Genomic DNA, 18,663 nt, shown 5'->3' on the forward strand with positions numbered 1-18,663 from the left:
CATTTGGGTCAGGTGCCCTGGCAGGGGCATCCTGTGTTAGTCGTTAACGTTCACTACAATCCAAGTATAGCCTCGTAAACGCGAGTGACCACCGAACCATATTGGCCGGTCTCAAACTGTTTACCCACAAATTGATACTGCTGCTCAGTGCCCATCACCGGGCTATGCCGGGCGTTGGTCAGCAGCACTATGGCTAAATCATACTCTGGGTCGATAACCGTAACTGTGCCTGTCCAGCCTGTGTGTCCATACGCTTGCGTACTGGCATAAGGGCCAAAGTGCCATTTACGCGCGCCATTTCCCGCTCGGCGCCAACCCAAGCCATAACTTTCGTCGCTCCTACTCGGTTTAGTAAACTGATCCAGCACCGACGCAGTAAATAGCTGTTTTTCACCGTAAGTGCCGCGATTAAGCAGTAGCTGACACAATTGCGCTAGGCTTTTGGCATCGGCGAATAGCCCAGCATGGCCTGCGACCCCAGCAAGTGAGTAGAAAGCTTTTTCATCATGCACCTCACCTTGTAATACGTAATCGCGCACGCCCTCGAAGTGCACCCGCCCACCCCGCGTATTTCCCTGAATTTCGGTGGCTGCAATTTGCTGTGCTAACACCCCTTTTTGCAGCGGGTTAAACATCATTGAGGTGATCCCAAGGGGCGCATAGAGCCGGCTTTCAACATATGCATCTAAGGGCATACCGCTGATACGTTCCACCAGCAACCCTAACAACATATAGTCAATATCACTGTACAGGTGGCGTTGCTTGCGCATCGCCGTGAAAGGCACTCCTTGGACAATAAGCTGCTTGGTCCAATCGCTACTAATGGAATAGAATTGCTCGCCAAGCTGGTTATCACGACGATGAAAGTCCACCACAGCAGGGTAGCCAGCGCTGTGTTCGAGTAAATCACTGACACGCCGTAACTCCCGCCCTTGACCGCGATATTCGGGCAAATAAAAGCTCACCGGCAATGAGACATCCAAGTGCCCTTGCGATACCAAATGCATCAACGCCAGGTTGGTGGCAAACATTTTCGTGTTCGAGGCAATATCAAACAAGGTATCGGTTTGCATGGGCTGCGGTGTGGCCATCATCTCGCCGCCATCATGATATTTACGCGCCTCACCGTAAGCCGAAAGCTTAACCAATTCCCCTTGGTGCACGACCGCCAACACGGCTCCGGGAAACCCTTGCTCAATTTCAGCATTAATCAGCGCATCAACCTGTTCAAAACGTTTAGGTATTGGGCGCTGCGTTAACACTGGCGCAGGAATACGAATATGCAGTTGCGCATCTTCTGGTGTTACCGACTTAATATGCAAACTATTCACCCCGGTGCGAGTGCGCTTACTAAGCGAATAACGGTATTGGGTATCCGCCGTTAGCGGCTTTGCGATATTCAGAGTTTGGCCATTGACGACAAGCTCAGCAGCAACGGCATTCACGTTATCAATAATGATCTCGCCACGGCCTTGGTACGCCTTAAAGCGGTACTTGTTGTTAACATCTTTTCGCGAGCTCAGCGCCTTTGCGGGATAGCTCGCCAATAGCTGCTCATGACCCAAAGGTTTACTGGGTGCTGGCTGCGCTGTATTCAAGGCCTGATAGTCACGAAAACGTGCTTGGGCTTTATCCGGCTTATAGCGGTGTAATAAGGCGAACAACACCGCTGCCGTTTTGCCATCTGCTTGACCATGCACCTGCCACGGCAGAAAGTGAGCCTGGAAGGCTTTGATAACTGCTACCGTTTTTCTATCTAGCTGGCCGCTAACGTCAACACCATAGCCATAATCACGCAGTGCTTGCTGCATCAAGGCAGTCGTCGGCGCTGCGGTACTGAAGTGCTGCCAATAATGCTCGACATCCGCTTGTTTGTACCAAGCGCCGACGCCGGCTTTATATAATTGATACCAAGGGAAGCGCGGGCCTGGGTCGCTTTTGCGCCCAGGCGCAATATCGGAGTGACCGACAACTTGTGTTGGTCCAATATCCGGGTTACGGGCAAGAATATCTTGGCTCAGGGCAATCAATAACTGCACCTGTTGTGGGTCGTAATCGGGGTACATGCACAGCTTTTGCTCTTGCCCTGCTGCGGCCTTGGCGGTGCGCTCAGCCGCAGCACAGCGCGGTACATTCACCACTTCAATACCAATGGAATGATCGTTTAAATCGCTGCGACCTTGCCAAAAACTGTTACCGGCATGCCAAGCTCTATCTTGCTCAGCCACCAACTGCACCACTTCAAGCTCACTGCGTTGATAACTCGGATCGCCACTTTGTGGCACCAGATAATGGGCACTGAGCCCGCCTTCATCAACCAGCACCCGCTCCGACTTTTGATAATCAATGGCGGTATAATGCATCACCAAAAACTTAATACGTTTTGAATAATTGTGTGACGGCTCCATGGGGTAGTGGTTAACGCAACTAAGGGAAGCCATGCACATTAGCAGCACTAAGCACGTTCGCATTGGCGTATCAAAGTATGGAAAATTCATATCAGCCTACATTATGTTTTGCTGCCCGCCTGTTCCTAGGCACTGGGTTAATACAAATAATGACCACAGTATAATAATATTTTATTTCGCTCAATTAAAAATAGGCGAAAACAATATTCATGGATTTAAATTATGTTCGGTTATGGCCGTTTGTACGGTTGCCAAAGTAAAGATATAGGTACTAGTGTATATCAAATTATTTATTCCTTTGTGTAGGAATATCGGGTTACACTGTAATTAACGTCGTTGTAAGTGTGCATTCGATGAGCCCATAAGCGCTCATTAGCACCAATATAATCTAACAATAAAGTACCTTCTTATGTCGACATTTGTAAAAATCAAAGCACTGCGTAAATCGTTTTCTAGCAGTGAAGCAAAATTAGCGGACTTCACCCTTAATTCTGCTAATGCCATTCGCGACCTCTCCTCTATTGAGCTGGCCAAGGTGGTTGGTGTTAGTCAGTCCAGCGTTGTGAAGTTTGCTCAAAAGCTCGGTTATAAAGGCTTTCCGGCCTTTAAGCTCGCGGTAATTGATGCCCTAAACACCGAGACACCCGCACCTAAGCTGCACGGTAAAATCACCCTAAATGATAGCTTAGAGCAAATAGCAGAAAAGCTGCTCAGCAGTAAAATGGCGGTCCTGAGTGAAACTAAAAACCTCAATGAGGCTGAAGCGGTTGAACAAGCGGTCAGCTTGTTAAAAAACGCGAAGCGTGTGGCTTTATGTGGCCTCGGTGGCTCGGCATTGGTGGCCAAAGACTTTGCTTTTAAATTGCAAAAGCTTGGCATTGCCGCTATCGCCGATGCCGATGGTCATGCACAGCTGGCCTACGTATCAACCCTAGGCAAAGACGATTTAGTCGTCGCTATCAGTGAGTCCGGGAAAACCCGCGAAGTGGCAGAAGCAGCCAGTCAGGCCAAAGCCAATGGCTGCCCGGTGATCGCTGTTACTAAGTTTGGCGCCAACCCAGTGGCCGATTGCGCCACCGTTAACCTTTACTCCGTCGCTGAGGAAGAGTCTATTCGCTTATCATCGATTTTGGCGCGTACCGCGCAAGACTTTGTTATCGATATTGTCTTTATCGCGTTGACGCAAGCCACACGTCCAGGGCGTAAGTTGCTGGAACACTCCAACGATGTGGTCAAAGCGTTCCGCGAGAGTTAATCATCAATCGTTGATAATTGCTGCGCATCAATCACTAGTTGGCGCACCCCGTGCGCCTGATGCTCGTTAAAGGGGTTGTCCTCACACCACTTAGCCAAGCTATGAATATCAAGCTTGCGACAATCCGGACGCACCGACCAACTTACTTGATAAGGCGAGCATTGATGTTGCGAGTAACTGGGCCCAGTGGTGGACCCGAGGTAGCGCACCGGCTCGCCACTGTCGTGTGGAATTTCATTGCTCTGGTAACGGCCGTGACGCTGGACGATGCGCGTCATCTCAGTAAAGTTTAAGGCGCCGGTGTCATTCACCAAAGTGAATACTTGGGCTTCAACGCGCAAATCGGGGTTCGCGCTAGCGGTACTGACGCAACTACCCAAGCCTGGCCCTGGGGAAACCCGCGCCGAACTATATACCCAATGCACCTCAATGGTATCGCCACTTTGTAGATTATCACAGGCCGGCGTAAGCAATGGCTTTTTTTCCTGCTCAGCAAGCGCTTTACTCAATTGGCACTGATAGCCAGTGTTTGTTGGGCTGGAGTGAGCAGTCACCGAAAAGGCTGCGGCGCGATGCTCAGCATTTTTATGAAAATGGATATTACAAAGGTTGAGCTCATTATAGTTAGGAGCTGATGCAAAATGCACCGGATTACTCCCCTCGCTAAGGTTAATATCGCGCGGTGACTGCGGCCCAGCCAAATCACATTGCGCCGCGAACACGGGCGACGTGGTAACGGCGGCCATGAACAATAGAAAGCGTTTAGGCATGATTGATCCCTTGTTATTGTTTGCCAACAACTGTGTATCATGCCCAACCTAAAAAAGGTACAAGAACTCAACGAATATGTAAAAAATTCAAGGATAAAGTAGGTATGGAGCACGCTGGCGTTTAAACTGCTGCAAGGGTTGCTGCCAACTTTGCTTTATTTGTTCGCTACTGTGCCCCTCAGTAATGGCCTGACGTAACTTATCGGTACCGGCAAGTTTGTCCATAAAGTCAGGGCGGGTAAATAGCAGCTGCTGCGCTTGCGCAAATTGCCGCTGAGCGCTAATCAACCACGTCAAATCCAAACCACGCACAGAGCTTTGTCGCAAGTCGACGCCTTTGACGAGCTTGCCCTGCAACTTCGGTGATGCCGCCGCGCCAACAATGCTGCGGGGGCGAAAAGCAAAATCGCCTAATGCGACACTGTCATGGCCCATCACTTGAAATGGGAAGTCAGTGCCTCGGCCGATGCTCACCGGGGTCGCCTCGAAAAAACACAATGATGGATACAAGCCAACGGCTTGGTCGTTTGGCAAATTAGGACTCGGCTTGAGGGGCAACGAATACTTCATAGTGCGATTATAGTGCGCCACCGGCACCACACTAAGCTGTAGCTGCGCATCACTGTTAAGCCAGCCCTCTCCTAAAATCATCTGTGCCAACTCGCCTACAGTCATACCATGTAAAATGGGAATGGGATGCATACCTACAAAGGAGCGAAAGTCAGGGTCGAGAATGGGCCCATCAACATAGGCAATATTCGGATTCGGCCGGTCTAAAACAATAAACTCAGCCCCCGCATCAGCACTGGCCTGCATCATATAGTGCATGGAGCTGATATAGGTGTAGAATCGCACCCCGACATCTTGAATATCAAACACCACCACATCGATGTCTGCCATCTCTTGCGCAGCAGGCTGCTTATTGGCGCCATAAATGGAAACGATGGGGATACCGGTGCGTGCATCTACGCCAGATTGAACATGGGCCCCGGCATCATGATCGCCACGAAAGCCGTGCTCAGGCGCGAAAATAGTGGTTACATTTACCTGCTGCGCCAGCAAAAAGTCAACCAAGTGGCTGTCTTGTACCCGCGAGGTTTGATTCACCACCAGGCCAACACGCTTGCCTGCAAGTAAGGGAGCATATTTGCCGAATTGTTCAGCGCCCACGCGAATTGCACCATCCTCCTTGTGTGTCTGCGCACAGCCCATAAGCGCGACGATGCAGGCCAGTATCAGCGCCAACGCTCTAATCATGAGCTTTACCTTGTACGGCGGCACGTAAAAAGCCTTGTTGCTTGGCTAGCATGCTTTTACCCTGGCGCGCATCAACGCCGCTGAGCAGCATCAAAATCGCGAGTTTGGCGCTGTGCTCGCTGCGCATCAAGGCTTCAGCCGCCTGTTCTGCGGTGCACTCTGTCGCCTGCATGACAATGCGTACCGCGCGCGCTTTAAGCTTGTCATTACTGGCATTAACATCGACCATTAGGTTGCGATACACCTTGCCGCTGCGGATCATACTGGCTGTCGTTAACATGTTAAGAATAAGCTTTTGTGCCGAGCCTGATTTCAATCGAGTAGAACCGGCAAGCGCTTCTGGGCCTACGATTGCCCCCAATGGGATCTGTGCGGCTTCAAGGACTGGGGCATTGGGCGAGCAGCTGATCCCCGCTGTCACACACCCTAATTGCCGGGCATAATTCAGTGCCGATACCACATAGGGAGTGCGGCCACTGGCGGCAATACCCACTAACACATCGTCGGCGCACAGGTTATGCGCTTTAAGATCGGCGATGGCTTGTTCGGCATTATCCTCGGCTCCCTCGACAGCGGTTTGAATCGCTTTGGCGCCACCGGCAATAATGCCCACCACTTGGCTGGGGTCAACACTGAATGTCGGCGGACATTCGGATGCATCAAGAATACCTAACCGACCGCTGGTGCCCGCACCAATGTAGATCAGCCGCGCCCCTTTGCTAAAGGCATGCACAATCGCATCCACGGCTTTAGCAATATCTGGGATAATGGCGCGTACTGCTGGAGCAACCTTGTGGTCTTCATCATTGAGCTTATACAAGATATCGTCTGTCGCTAATAAATCGATATCGAGGGTCTCGGGGTTTTGCCCTTCCGACACGATGCTATTTAGCTCATGTAATAATTTCGATCGTTGATCATCCAGTAAACTCATGTAGTTATTCCACTTGTATATTCTGTGTTGCCAGCACCCAGGCGCCATCTAAGGCATTGCCGCGTGCTGGCATAATAATTCGTTGTTCGCTGTCGCTTAGTAACTGCCTGCTTTTGTCTGCCAGTCCACCCAGTAACATCACCGGCAGCTCAGTATCTTGGCGAGTATCAGCAATAAGTTGCAGCACCGCGCTTTTATGCCGAGCAAGGATCTCCGAAGCAATGGGGCAATGATTAGCGTGCGGCCATACTCGCTCACTGAGTGTGGCAAACTCTTTGGCTGTGGCTTGGCGCACCCAGGCACTGATATCGGCCCGGGTCTCCCCCACCTCTTTAGCTATAGTGGCTATCAGCCCATGTAGCGGCTGCTGCCTGTCTACCGCCTGCATCAGTGCTTGTACCGCCATGGCCCCTAATCGCGCTCCGCTGCCACCATCGCCCAGTGTAAATCCCCAGCCGCCGACGAGCTGTAACTGGCCATGGCTATCTAAACGTGCCCCCACCGAGCCGGTCCCTAATGCCACGCAAGCCACCGGCGCACCTAAATTTGCGCCCAGGGCAGCGGTCACGGCATCCGAGGTCACACGGGTATCAGCAAAAGCGAATGTCTCTAAACGCTGCAGCAATGCGGCTCGATTATACGGATTCCCAGCGCCAGCAACACCTATTATACACTGGGTATGATGCGCTGGTATGGCTGTAGTGTTCATAATGCTTGCCACTTGCTGCATCATACGCTCACAGCTCAACTGTAAATCGTAACTCAATGAGCTCCCCGCGCCTTGCTCAGAAGCAATCACTTCGCCATTGCGATTAAATACTGCTAGGGCGGTTTTACTGCCGCCGCCATCAACCGCTAACACATAATTATTCATGGCTGCTCCGCCTATTGGGGCGACCCAAAGCACACACTAACGTGGCAAGTAAGGTGCCTAAACATAACTGCCAAGTAAATCCGAGGTTAAAGTGCCAAGCGTTTGGCAATAGCGCCGCTTGCACATAAGGCTGCATCAATAAGGTGGCGACAAAGCCAATAACCAGTGCCGCTAACACCGATGACTCGCTGCCGCGATGGAAAAACACCGAATTAATGTACACCCCTAATAATCCGGAATAAGAGAACACCATGACGCTGAGGGCAAATTTTAATAACGGCATTTGCGAGTATTGCTGCCAAAAATAGCAAATAACCGCCATCCCTCCCAGCGCCAGAGACACCACTAACATGGCCCAGCGTCCGGCCACCACATAGTGACTATCGTGTTGATCTGGTTTGCGTTTTTGCCGCCAAGGTTTATATAAATCTTGCACTAATACCGATGCCATTGAGCTTAGCCCAGAGTTCAACGTAGAAATGGCCGCCGCAATAATACCTATGGTAACCAACCCCCTCACACCTGCGGGGATCTCGTTAAGTACATAGTGCATAAACACCGTGATTTTCTCACCTTGGAACTGCCCCACGCCTTGGCTAGCCACCCCTTGCGCCATAATGTCTGGGCGTTGGTAGAAAACAAACAACAGCAAACCAATAATAATAAACAGCAACATCACCGGGATCACTAAGGCGATGGATAATAGCATCGCACGGCTACCTGATTTAGCGTCTTTACAGGTGAGCACCCGCTGGGTCATATCTTGGTCGAGACCAAAGGCGGCAATATTGAGCAGCACAAAGCCAGTAAACACGGACCATATATTAAATACCCCGCTGGCACTAAAATCGAGTTCAAACTTTAGCAGTGCTAGCTTCGAAGGCTGCCCGGGGGCGGGGTTTTGCAACGCTTCAATCACGGTGCTGAAGTCGGCCGGGATCGCCAGCCATAAACTCACAATGACGCATAGGGCGGCGCCGGTATAAACGGCACATTGGATCACGTCTGAGTAGATCACCGTACGAATGCCGCCAAACACGGTGTACAGCAGGCCCACCAAAACCAGCACTAAGGTGGCCATGATCACGCTGCTAGCGGCAATATTGCCATAAAGAATCATCGCCACGGCAATGGCCGCCATATACAGCCGCGCGCCACTGGCAAAAACGCGCCCAAATAAATACATAAAGCCCGCACTGCGTTTGGCTTTGGGGCCAATTTGCTGCTCCAGCAACTCGTACACGGTATACACTCGGTAGCGATAAAAGCGCGGGATCAGCACCTTGGCAACAATGACAGCGGCGATAAAGGCGCCAATGTTAGTCGCTAAATAGGATAAATCCCCCTGATAACCTTGGTCCGGACCGCCGATAAAGGTCGCCGCCGACTGCGAGGTGGCCAACACCGAGACAGCCACCATCCACGTGGGCATCGCATTACCACCGAGGAAATACTCTGAGCTAGTGGTGGCTTTTTTGCGGTTAAACCACCAAGCGGTGGCGCCGATAAGTAAGGCATAGGCGGCAAAGACCAGCCAATCTAGAGGTTGATAATGCGCATTCATAACCGTATACGCCTATCGTGGCAGTGCTGGCAGTTGCCAGTGTGCACGTTTGAGAGCATATTCCACACGCGGTACAATCACCATCAGCGGATGTTTGCGTTTATCGAGCCAGGCTAGTAAACGGTCCATATCCGCCTCGTCCATTGCCGTACACCCTGCTGTGGGCTTATCTGCGGCACGCCACAAATGTATAAAGATACAACTGCCGGCCCCATCTATATTGTCGGGATTATGCGCGACGATAACGCCTTTTTTGTATAGCTCATCTTGGCTATGTATATCTCGACGCATGGCTTCAGATGAGCCTTCAACGGCCTGACTCCCCACCTCCCGCGTATTGACCATCTGGTTATAATAGGGCGAGCCTTTAACGTCTATACAGTAATCGCCGGCATCCATGGCCTGGTATTCAAGCCCGGTCTTCAGCGACGGTAAGTAACCAAAGGCCTCACCTAAAGCAAATATCCCGGCGGGTGCTTTACCATCGCCTTCGACTTTTTGTTGACCTGGTTGTGCGGGGTGCAGACCTAGACCCCAGGCCAATCCAGTACGACCAATGACCACGGCACTGGGCTCGCCCACCCTCTGCCAGCGCTTTTGTTCGTTGCGCTCAAATAAGAGCATGTCGCCTTTTATATCGGTCCATGAGTCAGTTACCACCACCACCAATTGCTGGTTGTTCAGCGTTATGGGTTGTGGCTTAGATGCGGCGCCACCGCTCATTAAGGTACTTATTAGCAGTAGCAAGCTTAGTAATGTGTTATTCATTGCCATACTCCATCAGCTAGTTCGATAAGGCCGTCTATCGCCGCTATACCAAGCCCGGCTGTTTGATTAAGGCTGATCACAGGGCCTGAAAACCTCGTCCCACCCTGGATGGGGTCATATTGCCCCAGAGCCGGACCATCTAAATCAATGAGACTAATTTGCCGTGTCTTTGCTGCAGCCAGGTGAGCCGCTGCCGACACCGCAATACTGCCCTCTAGCATGCAGCCAATCATGCACGGGCAGTCATAAGTTGCCGCAACCTCGCCAATGCGGATTGCACGGCTTAAACCGCCACTTTTCATCAATTTAATATTAATGATATCAACGGCGCCGCGCGCCAATAGGGTAAGCACTTGTTTAGCAGAAAAGGCGCTTTCGTCGGCCATAATCTTCGATTGCACGCGCTCACTGATGTAGCACAGGCCATCAATATCATGAGCTGGCACGGGCTGCTCGACCAATTCCAGTACAATACCTTGGCTTTCAATTGCTTGCAGTGCACGCACGCTTTGCTTGGCATCCCAGCCTTGATTCACATCTAAACGTAAAGACGCTTTGCTATCGACATGAGCAGCAATGGCCTGCACCCGCTTAATGTCTTGCTCAAGCTCGTTGCCAATTTTAATTTTAAGCACATCAAAACCGTTGCTCAGTGCCCTATCACAGTCGCTGAGCATTTTATCTATGCTATCTACACTGATGGTGACATCGGTTTTCAGTTCACTTTGGTGCCCTCCCAGAGCCTGATAAAGCGGCACACCTAAGCTTTGGCTCCATAAATCATAGAGGGCGATTTCACACGCCGCTTTGGCGGAATAATTACCCACCACTGCCGCCGCTAGGTCATCACATAAGCGATTGATATCTTGTATGTGCTGGCCAATAAGCTGATGTTGAAGGACATGCTCGATAACACTTAGTATCGACTGGTGGGTGTCGCCGGTGATAACAGGCGTCGAGGGTGCACTACCATAACCTCGGCGGCCACATCGAGTGTCAATAATCAGCACTAGGTCATCAATATGCGTCACCGTGCGCAGCGCCGTTTTAAATGGCGTATGTAATGGCACCGATAAGCGTGCAAAACGCACAGACTGAATGATCATTGCTCTGCTCCTTGAGCAATGCGCTTAATCGCATAGGTGCGCTCAAGGTAAGAAGTGGTGCTATTTAGGTGCAAGGGTAATAGGGGCGTTACCGACACGCCATTGAGCTCGCCATCGTAAAACTCGCCATTTTGCTTGATATAACCTAGACCTTTCACATCATGAATGACATAAGGTTGGCCTTGGTATGAACCTATATACATCATTACATGGCCAGGGATGTAAATAAGGTCGCCCACCTGCATTTGCGCGATAACCTCGCGCTTTTGTGCCTCAGTACTGTCTTTATCAAAGCGCCAGTTGTGGCCATAGTCGGTTTTACCTTGCCACGATGAATTTCGCGGCATCCACACGCCAAAGGCCTTGTAAATTTCACCGACAAAGCCGGTACAGTCACGGGCATTATAGTCATGCCCCCAGCCGTAGCGTTCACCTAAAAACTTAAACCCTTGAGCTATTAAATGGTGCGCAGTGAGCGGCAAATAACCTAAATGCACATCGGCACTGCGCGGTATCAAGCCTTGAGCAAAGCTCAAGGTGCCATCGTCATTGCGCACAGGCAACATCACAATAAAACTGGCAAAGCTATTTTGCCCATGAGTTAGGTGTTTGACCTGCTCTTTTGGGGCTAGCGGCAAACGCACACCCATATCCAATTGCACCTCGGAAACACGCGGCTCATTAGGAACATAAGTGGTTTCTATTTTATCACCGGTCACTACGATAAAGTCATCAGCTTGAGTGAAGGTACGGATGCGGTTCTTATCACCTACCGCCACTGCGGAGCGTTTGACCCAAGCGGTATAGTTATAGGCTGCCACCAAATACCACTGACCATCAGCACTTTCATGCAATACAGCGACAGGCTCCGCCGGAAACGCCCCGGTTTCTTGAAAGCGGTCTAAGTCGATATCCATTTCACTGTTTAACACCCTGTCGGCGGTTGGGAAGGTACGCAATGAGGTGCGCTCAACAATCAGTCCAAAGCGCACCGGATTACTATCAGTCACAGCATCAATATTGGTATTGGCGTGATAACGCGCAAAATCGGCCCGTTCAAGTTGCTTGCCATCAACATAAAAGCGAGGACTTGAAGGCGTACTACTGGTGTTACGGATATAACTGCGTAACGCCTTAGCAGAGAGCGTATCAGGCATTGCTAGGGGATCGATAATGTAAGGGTTATTATTGATGAGGCTGCGATTGAAGGCTTGGATTTGCGACTGCGACATCAGCGGTTTACTGTCACTTTGGCGTTGCAACCAAAATTCAGGATTAAGCATAGGTTGCTGAACTAAAGGCACATCACTTACAAAAGGGGCGTAATTGCTTTGTTGGGCAACACTGTGCCCTGCACCTAATGTACAACCTAAAACTAACGCACACACTATCGATACTGGGGTTTTTGTCATTGTTATGCTCCGCATCACCTTGATAGCGCGCCGATTGGGCGCAACCGTCACAGATTAAATAAATGGCTTAAATTCATCCTATCAAAATATTATAAAAACAAACAACAAAAAGGAATACTTTATTCCTTTTTAACAATAAATCGTCCATGGGTCATGATTTCAATTTAGCCTTAACGAGCTGTAACCTGCTCTAGGCAATAACTTTGGAGCGAAGCTTTAGTTTATTGACATAGGTAGGTGACAAACAAGCAAGAGGACAATCCCAGCTAGCGCGCTATTTTCGCAGTGAGACAAAAGGTAGATAAAAGCAGAAACAGGTGCAGGACGACGAAGTAGTCAGACTGAAGTCTGACCTACAACGTGGGATAGACCGATGGATAAATAGCTGAGCGATTTAACTATTAAGTAAAGAATAAAGGGTTATATTTCAGGCACAAAAGAACCAACTTATCGTTGGTTTGTTATCACTCCTCTTTAAAGGAAGTGGCGGGTGTAGGACGGCAAAATTGTCAGACTGAAGTCTGACCTACAACGTAAGATAAACCGATGGATAAGTAGCTGAGCGGTTTAACTTTCAAGTAAAGAGTCGAGGGTTATATTTCAGGCATAAAAAAACCAACTTGCGTTGGTTTATTATCACTTCTCTTTAAAGGAAGTGGCGGACGCAGGAGGATTCGAACCTCCGACCGCCTGGTTCGTAGCCAGGTACTCTATCCAGCTGAGCTATGCGTCCGTTATATGTGTGAACTTACGTTCTTAATTTTCACTTAAATGATGGCGGACGCAGGAGGATTCGAACCTCCGACCGCCTGGTTCGTAGCCAGGTACTCTATCCAGCTGAGCTATGCGTCCGGTACATAAAAGTGATTTATAGATATTAGACCATCTTGAAGGAAGATGGCGGACGCAGGAGGATTCGAACCTCCGACCGCCTGGTTCGTAGCCAGGTACTCTATCCAGCTGAGCTATGCGTCCGTATCTATAAACAAAGAAAGCCATTTAAAATAAATGGCGGAGAAGGAGGGATTCGAACCCTCGATAGGGCTACAAACCCTATACTCCCTTAGCAGGGGAGCGCCTTCAGCCACTCGGCCACCTCTCCGTCTTTGTGGGGCGTATAATAAAGGTCTGAGCAAATATGTCAAACACTTTTATAGCAAAATCAATCCATCTGCTCAGACTTTACCCACAACCGCTAAAAAGGCATAAAAAATGACCCTTAAGGGCCATTTTTGGGGCGTTAAACATCTAAAAATAAGCACTATTGATCGCTTGTTGGCTTATCACTCTGCATTCTCTCGACGGCTTCTAAATCCTCGCTAATTTCGCGTAGAAACTGGTCGCGATATCCGAGTAATTCAAACTCGCGAATACACTCGCGGTAATAAGCTTGGCGCTTCTTATCCACTGGAATTTCTGGTAAAAAATCGTCGTTTTCCATTTGCCACACTCCCTTTTAATTTTATTTAGCGCATCGACTACGCCTAAATATTAGCCTAAGGACTTACAAATAATAGCGTGGCAAATCACAGCTTAATTAAAGCTGAAATTAAAAACCTATATATATCATGATTTTAACAAAAAGCAATACAGAAAACAGGGACTCATTTACGAGGGGACGAGGGACTTTTTGAGACATATCGCACACAAGAGGTACAAAAAACGCGGCACTAAGGCCGCGTTTTTTAAACAATTTAAGTTGTTACTCTTGTTCAGGGCGCATATGCGGGAACAAAATAACGTCTTTAATCGTCGGCGAGTCAGTAAACAACATTACTAGACGATCAATACCGATGCCCTCACCTGCTGTTGGTGGCAAACCATATTCAAGTGCACGAATATAGTCATCATCGAAGTGCATGGCTTCATCATCGCCGGCATCTTTTTCTTCAACTTGACGAGCAAAACGTGCGGCTTGGTCTTCAGCATCATTAAGCTCAGAGAAGCCGTTGGCTAACTCACGTCCACCGACGAAGAACTCAAACCGGTCGGTAACGAATGGGTTAGCATCGTTACGACGTGCCAATGGTGAAACTTCCCATGGGTATTCGGTAATGAAAGTCGGTTGAATCAACTGGTGTTCTGCTGTTTCTTCAAAGATTTCACACATGTACTTGCCCGCGCCCCATACACAGTTGTCAGGGATCTTGACATGAACTTGCTTGGCATAGGCAATCAACTGCTCTAGGTGATTTTCAGGGTCTGCAAATACCTGAGCGTCAAAATCAGGGTTGTACTTGATGATTGCATCGGCCATGCTCAAACGCGTAAATGGCTGACCAAAGTCATATTCTACACTGTCGATTACTTCACCGTCGTCATTCTTAGTGGTATTGACGATAGTGGTTGTACCCAATACGTCTTGCGCTACGGTGCGCAGCATATCTTCGGTCAAGTTCATTAGATCATTGTAATCAGCATAGGCCTGATAGAACTCGATCATGGTGAATTCAGGATTATGGCGTGTTGATAACCCTTCGTTACGGAAGTTGCGGTTAATCTCAAATACCCGGTCAAAACCACCGACGACCAAACGCTTTAAGTAAAGCTCAGGAGCGATACGCAAATACATATCGATGTCTAACGCGTTGTGATGAGTCACAAACGGACGCGCTGTTGCACCACCAGGGATGACCTGCAGCATAGGGGTTTCTACTTCCATAAAATCACGCTCAGCCAAGAAGCGACGGATCCCCTCTATGATCTTCGAGCGAACGCGGAAAGTCTCACGCGTATCCATGTTGGTGATCAAGTCAACGTAACGCTGGCGATATTTGGTTTCCTGATCAGACAAGCCATGGAATTTCTCTGGCAATGGACGTAAAGACTTAGTCAGTAACTCGTACTCATGCATATCAACATAGAGGTCACCCTTGCCTGATTTATGCAAAGGTCCAGCAACGCCAATAATATCACCGATATCTAGTTGCCCATATTTAGCTTTAAGATCTTTTTGTACATCTTTTGAAGCGTAGGCTTGTACGCGACCTTTCATGTCTTGCAACACCATAAATGGACCACGCTTAGCAAGAATACGCCCAGCAACGGCCACCTGATGATCAAGCTCAACTAATTCTTCTTTCGACTTGTCGCCAAACTCGGCTTGAAGATCAGCAGTGTAATGTTTTCGACGGAAACCATTTGGGTGGCCGTTAGCACTGCAGTTTTCGCGAATGGCGTCGAGCTTGGCACGACGCTCAGCAATTAGTTTATTTTCGTCTTGAATTTGATCTGTCATTTTCTAGCTCTATTGGTTTGGCGTTACATTACAGGCCTGATTTAAGGCTTGCTTCAATAAATTTATCAAGGTCTCCATCGAGTACCGCTTGGGTATTGCGGTTCTCAACACCGGTGCGCAAATCTTTAATGCGTGAGTCATCAAGTACGTAGGAGCGAATTTGCGAGCCCCAACCGATGTCTGACTTTGCTTCTTCTTGCGCTTGCTTCTCAGCGTTTTGCTTTTTCAACTCCAGCTCAAACAGTTTTGCTTTTAACTGTTTCATCGCTTGGTCTTTGTTTTTGTGCTGCGAGCGGTCATTTTGGCACTGTACCACGGTATTGGTTGGCAAGTGGGTAATTCGCACCGCTGACTCTGTCCGGTTAACGTGCTGACCCCCAGCCCCCGAAGCCCGATATACATCAATGCGTAAATCGGCTGGATTGATATCGATTTCGATATTGTCGTCAATCTCTGGGTAAACAAACGCTGAGGCAAACGAGGTATGGCGGCGTCCGCCAGAATCGAAAGGACTCTTACGGACTAAACGGTGCACGCCTGTTTCCGTGCGCAGCCAGCCATAGGCATATTCACCGCTAATTTTTACTGTAGCGCCTTTAATACCAGCCACATCGCCGTCAGTTGCTTCAACGATTTCAGCCTTAAAGCCTTTCGCCTCGGCCCAACGCAAGTACATGCGCAATAACATGTTGCACCAATCTTGTGCTTCTGTACCACCCGAACCCGCTTGCAAGTCTAAGTACGCATCGTTAGCGTCTTGATCGCCACTAAACATACGACGGAACTCGAGTTTTTCAAGGTGGGCATTGAGTTCTTCAAGTTCAGCTTGGGCTTCTTCGAAGGTCTCTTGATCTTCGGCCTCAACAGCCAACTCCACCAGCCCTTCGACATCGTCAGTACCGTCTTCAAGCTTGCCGATAGTCTCAACAATCACCTCAAGACTGGCTTTTTCTTTACCTAAAGCCTGGGCTTTTTCAGGTTCATTCCACACTGCTGGGTCTTCGAGTTCAGCATTCACTTCTTCTAAGCGCTCTTTCTTAAGAGCGTAGTCAAAGATACCCCCGAAGAAGCTCTGTGCGCTCGCGAATTTCCTTGATTTGATTAATCACAGGATTCACTTCAAACATGCATGTCACTCCGCAAAATGATGGTGGCGCCAAGGTCTATCTCTTTAGCCATCTTGATGTAAGCATTTACACTTCAAGTATACTGAGAATTCGGCGCATCAATAAAAGCGCTCGATTTTAGCAAAAAACTGCTGCATTTATTAGCGCTTTCACATGATTTTATCTAATTTTATTTGCTCTAAGCCAACTTGCTGTGGCTATTGTTTTTGCAGCTCTCGAACGATCAACTGCAAAGAAAATTGGCCACGAAATTCATTAATGTCGAGCTGGTAAGCTAGGTGCACATAGCGCACTTGGGTATCAGGCCAAGCGCGTACATCGACATTAAAAGCGATAGCATCAAGCACTCGGCCGCTGCTATGGCGCAGCACTAGCTTAAGGTGTTTATCACCAACAACGCGCTGTTGCAGCAACTCAAAGGTATGCTCAAAAATGGGCTCTGGAAAATGCTGACCAAAAGGCCCACTTTGACGCAGCAACTCAGCAAACTCCATATTCAAACAATCACTGGGCAGTTCACCATCAGTGAGTAAAATACACTCCTTCGCTTCTTCGGTAAGCACTTTACCTATCTCTTGCGCAAAGGCTTGTTGAAACTCGTTGAATCGCGCTTCCTCAATACTTAACCCCGCAGCCATGGCGTGGCCGCCGAATTTAGCGATCAGCCCTGGGTATTGACCATCGATATGCGCCAATACATCACGCATATGCACGCCATCAATGGAGCGACAAGACCCTTTCAGTAGGCCATTATCTCCGGCGGCAAAAATCGCCGTGGGGCGGTGATAGTGCTCTTTTAAACGCCCGGCGAGAATACCAATAACACCCTGGTGCCAATCGGACTGGTACAGACATAACGCATCGGGCGTTTGCGCACTTGTTAAAGAGAGCTTGGCCAGCGCCGCTTGCGCTTCTTGTTGCATGCCCTGCTCTATTTCTTTGCGCTCGGCATTAAGCATATCCAGTTCACCGGCAATGCGCCGAGCGTGATTAATATCCGGTGATAGCAAACAAGCAATGCCTAAGCTCATATCATCTAATCGACCCGCCGCATTTAACCGTGGCGCTAGAGCAAAGCCAAAATCTGAGGCGCTTAAACGCGCTTGCGTGCGCCGTGCCACATCAACCAGCGCTTCGATACCAGGGCGAGTCTTACCACTGCGGATGCGCGCCAGCCCTTGATGCACCAAGGTGCGATTATTCGCATCCAGCGCCACCACATCGGCAACCGTGCCAAGAGCAACAAGATCGAGGAGGTTGGCTAAATTCGGCTCAGGACGCTGCTCATTAAAATAACGACGCTCACGCAGCGTATGGCGCAATGCAATAAGCACATAAAAAGCCACACCGACACCAGCTATCGATTTTGATGGGAAAGTACAATCGTGACGATTGGGGTTAACAATAGCATCAGCGTTGGGTAATTGTTCACCTTGTAAATGGTGGTCGGTGACAATGACCTTAATACCGGCAGCCTTGACGTGCTCGATACCTTTTAAGCACGAAATGCCACTATCGACGGTGATCACCAAATCAGGAGCCATGGCGACAATATGCTCTGCCAACTCCACACTTAGCCCATAGCCAAAGTTAAAACGGTCCGGCACCAGGTAATCCAATTGGCTAAACCCAAACATACCCAAGCCTTGCATTAAGGTGGCAGTACTGGTGGCACCATCAGCATCAAAGTCTCCGACAATCAGCACCTTGTCTTGGCGCTGTAAACTGTCACTGAGTATTTCTGCTGCTAATTCAATGTCTTTAAATAGCCGGAAATCGTGCAAGGTATTGGCACGGTTATCTATTTGCTCATTACTATTGACGCCACGAGAGGCATAGATTTGACGAATAACGGGGTGAAGCTTATCGCTTAGGTGGCTGTCATCGACTCGCGGGCGAGCCATTATGGTGGTATGCGCCTGCAAGGCAAACTCCAAAAAAAGGGCCGTC

General features: G+C 49.3%; 14 protein-coding genes and 4 tRNA genes. 1 reads left to right on the forward strand and 17 read right to left on the reverse strand.

Annotated features, from left to right (window positions below):
* Positions 1-53: 53 nt before the first annotated feature.
* Positions 54-2,498 carry a penicillin binding protein PBP4B gene (gene pbp4b / locus MHM95_RS16155; RefSeq protein ID WP_239385767.1) on the reverse strand — a complete coding sequence of 815 codons (2,445 nt, stop codon included), beginning with the start codon at positions 2,496-2,498 and terminating at the stop codon, positions 54-56.
* A gap of 319 nt (positions 2,499-2,817) precedes the next feature.
* Here pbp4b and MHM95_RS16160 point away from each other — a divergent pair, with 319 nt between their 5' ends.
* Positions 2,818-3,663, forward strand: coding sequence for an SIS domain-containing protein (locus tag MHM95_RS16160; RefSeq protein WP_022946440.1), 846 nt, complete (start codon positions 2,818-2,820; stop codon positions 3,661-3,663).
* On the opposite strand, the gene MHM95_RS16165 is transcribed toward MHM95_RS16160, so the two are convergent.
* The 16 genes from MHM95_RS16165 to recJ form a co-directional block, all read right to left on the reverse strand.
* A complete protein-coding gene (locus tag MHM95_RS16165; RefSeq protein WP_239385768.1) occupies positions 3,660-4,433 on the reverse strand; it encodes a delta-class carbonic anhydrase in 774 nt (257 codons plus the stop codon). The two genes, MHM95_RS16160 and MHM95_RS16165, sit on opposite strands and share 4 nt — an antisense overlap.
* A gap of 87 nt (positions 4,434-4,520) precedes the next feature.
* Complete coding sequence (locus tag MHM95_RS16170; protein WP_239385791.1) at positions 4,521-5,645, reverse strand: DUF1343 domain-containing protein; 1,125 nt, start codon at positions 5,643-5,645, stop codon at positions 4,521-4,523.
* Positions 5,646-5,682: 37 nt separating this feature from the next.
* Positions 5,683-6,624 carry an N-acetylmuramic acid 6-phosphate etherase gene (gene murQ / locus MHM95_RS16175; protein WP_239385769.1) on the reverse strand — a complete coding sequence of 314 codons (942 nt, stop codon included), beginning with the start codon at positions 6,622-6,624 and terminating at the stop codon, positions 5,683-5,685.
* 4 nt (positions 6,625-6,628) lie between these two features.
* A complete protein-coding gene (locus MHM95_RS16180; protein WP_239385770.1) occupies positions 6,629-7,498 on the reverse strand; it encodes a BadF/BadG/BcrA/BcrD ATPase family protein in 870 nt (289 codons plus the stop codon).
* Positions 7,491-9,062, reverse strand: coding sequence for a sodium:solute symporter (locus MHM95_RS16185; RefSeq protein WP_239385771.1), 1,572 nt, complete (start codon positions 9,060-9,062; stop codon positions 7,491-7,493). The genes MHM95_RS16180 and MHM95_RS16185 overlap by 8 nt, the downstream gene beginning before the upstream one ends.
* Before the next feature lie 12 nt (positions 9,063-9,074).
* Positions 9,075-9,830 (reverse strand): L,D-transpeptidase family protein, encoded by a 756-nt coding sequence (locus MHM95_RS16190; RefSeq protein ID WP_239385772.1) that lies wholly within the window; start codon positions 9,828-9,830, stop codon positions 9,075-9,077.
* Positions 9,827-10,936 (reverse strand): dipeptide epimerase, encoded by a 1,110-nt coding sequence (locus MHM95_RS16195; RefSeq protein ID WP_239385773.1) that lies wholly within the window; start codon positions 10,934-10,936, stop codon positions 9,827-9,829. Before MHM95_RS16195 ends, MHM95_RS16190 begins: the two co-directional genes overlap by 4 nt.
* The gene (locus MHM95_RS16200; RefSeq protein ID WP_239385774.1) at positions 10,933-12,348 is read right to left on the reverse strand and encodes an SH3 domain-containing protein; all 1,416 of its coding nucleotides are present in this window, start codon (positions 12,346-12,348) and stop codon (positions 10,933-10,935) included. Before MHM95_RS16200 ends, MHM95_RS16195 begins: the two co-directional genes overlap by 4 nt.
* 656 nt (positions 12,349-13,004) lie before the next feature.
* A tRNA-Arg gene (locus MHM95_RS16205) sits at positions 13,005-13,081 on the reverse strand.
* A 42-nt stretch (positions 13,082-13,123) separates the two neighbouring features.
* Positions 13,124-13,200, reverse strand: a tRNA-Arg gene (locus MHM95_RS16210).
* Between the two features lie 46 nt (positions 13,201-13,246).
* Positions 13,247-13,323 (reverse strand) — tRNA-Arg (locus tag MHM95_RS16215).
* Between the two features lie 34 nt (positions 13,324-13,357).
* A tRNA-Ser gene (locus tag MHM95_RS16220) sits at positions 13,358-13,450 on the reverse strand.
* Positions 13,451-13,609: 159 nt separating this feature from the next.
* Positions 13,610-13,789: a hypothetical protein gene (locus tag MHM95_RS16225; RefSeq protein WP_022943327.1), complete on the reverse strand. Its 180-nt coding sequence runs from the start codon at positions 13,787-13,789 to the stop codon at positions 13,610-13,612.
* Positions 13,790-14,050: 261 nt separating this feature from the next.
* Positions 14,051-15,586 (reverse strand): lysine--tRNA ligase, encoded by a 1,536-nt coding sequence (lysS, locus tag MHM95_RS16230; protein ID WP_022943328.1) that lies wholly within the window; start codon positions 15,584-15,586, stop codon positions 14,051-14,053.
* Between the two features lie 28 nt (positions 15,587-15,614).
* Positions 15,615-16,713, reverse strand: a protein-coding gene (gene prfB, locus MHM95_RS16235) for a peptide chain release factor 2 (RefSeq protein WP_100229275.1) whose coding sequence is annotated in 2 segments (ribosomal slippage) — positions 15,615-16,637 and positions 16,639-16,713 — 1,098 coding nt in all. Because the reading frame shifts where the segments join, the coding sequence is not laid out codon by codon here.
* Between the two features lie 197 nt (positions 16,714-16,910).
* Positions 16,911-18,617 carry a single-stranded-DNA-specific exonuclease RecJ gene (gene recJ, locus MHM95_RS16240; RefSeq protein ID WP_239385792.1) on the reverse strand — a complete coding sequence of 569 codons (1,707 nt, stop codon included), beginning with the start codon at positions 18,615-18,617 and terminating at the stop codon, positions 16,911-16,913.
* Between the last annotated feature and the right edge of the window lie 46 nt (positions 18,618-18,663).

The sequence above is a fragment of the Pseudoalteromonas sp. CnMc7-15 genome (assembly GCF_022347925.1).
GTDB classification, from domain to species: Bacteria; Pseudomonadota; Gammaproteobacteria; order Enterobacterales; family Alteromonadaceae; genus Pseudoalteromonas; species Pseudoalteromonas ruthenica.

Coding starts and splice junctions, on each gene's coding strand:
- MHM95_RS16225 (WP_022943327.1), bottom strand. CDS start 13,789: ATGGAAAACGACGATTTTTTACCAGAAATTCCAGTGGATAAGAAGCGC.
- MHM95_RS16160 (WP_022946440.1), top strand. CDS start 2,818: ATGTCGACATTTGTAAAAATCAAAGCACTGCGTAAATCGTTTTCTAGC.
- MHM95_RS16195 (WP_239385773.1), bottom strand. CDS start 10,936: ATGATCATTCAGTCTGTGCGTTTTGCACGCTTATCGGTGCCATTACAT.
- murQ (WP_239385769.1), bottom strand. CDS start 6,624: ATGAGTTTACTGGATGATCAACGATCGAAATTATTACATGAGCTAAAT.
- MHM95_RS16185 (WP_239385771.1), bottom strand. CDS start 9,062: ATGAATGCGCATTATCAACCTCTAGATTGGCTGGTCTTTGCCGCCTAT.
- MHM95_RS16190 (WP_239385772.1), bottom strand. CDS start 9,830: ATGAATAACACATTACTAAGCTTGCTACTGCTAATAAGTACCTTAATG.
- lysS (WP_022943328.1), bottom strand. CDS start 15,586: ATGACAGATCAAATTCAAGACGAAAATAAACTAATTGCTGAGCGTCGT.
- MHM95_RS16165 (WP_239385768.1), bottom strand. CDS start 4,433: ATGCCTAAACGCTTTCTATTGTTCATGGCCGCCGTTACCACGTCGCCC.
- MHM95_RS16180 (WP_239385770.1), bottom strand. CDS start 7,498: ATGAATAATTATGTGTTAGCGGTTGATGGCGGCGGCAGTAAAACCGCC.
- pbp4b (WP_239385767.1), bottom strand. CDS start 2,498: ATGAATTTTCCATACTTTGATACGCCAATGCGAACGTGCTTAGTGCTG.
- recJ (WP_239385792.1), bottom strand. CDS start 18,617: ATGGCTCGCCCGCGAGTCGATGACAGCCACCTAAGCGATAAGCTTCAC.
- MHM95_RS16200 (WP_239385774.1), bottom strand. CDS start 12,348: ATGACAAAAACCCCAGTATCGATAGTGTGTGCGTTAGTTTTAGGTTGT.
- MHM95_RS16170 (WP_239385791.1), bottom strand. CDS start 5,645: ATGGGCTGTGCGCAGACACACAAGGAGGATGGTGCAATTCGCGTGGGC.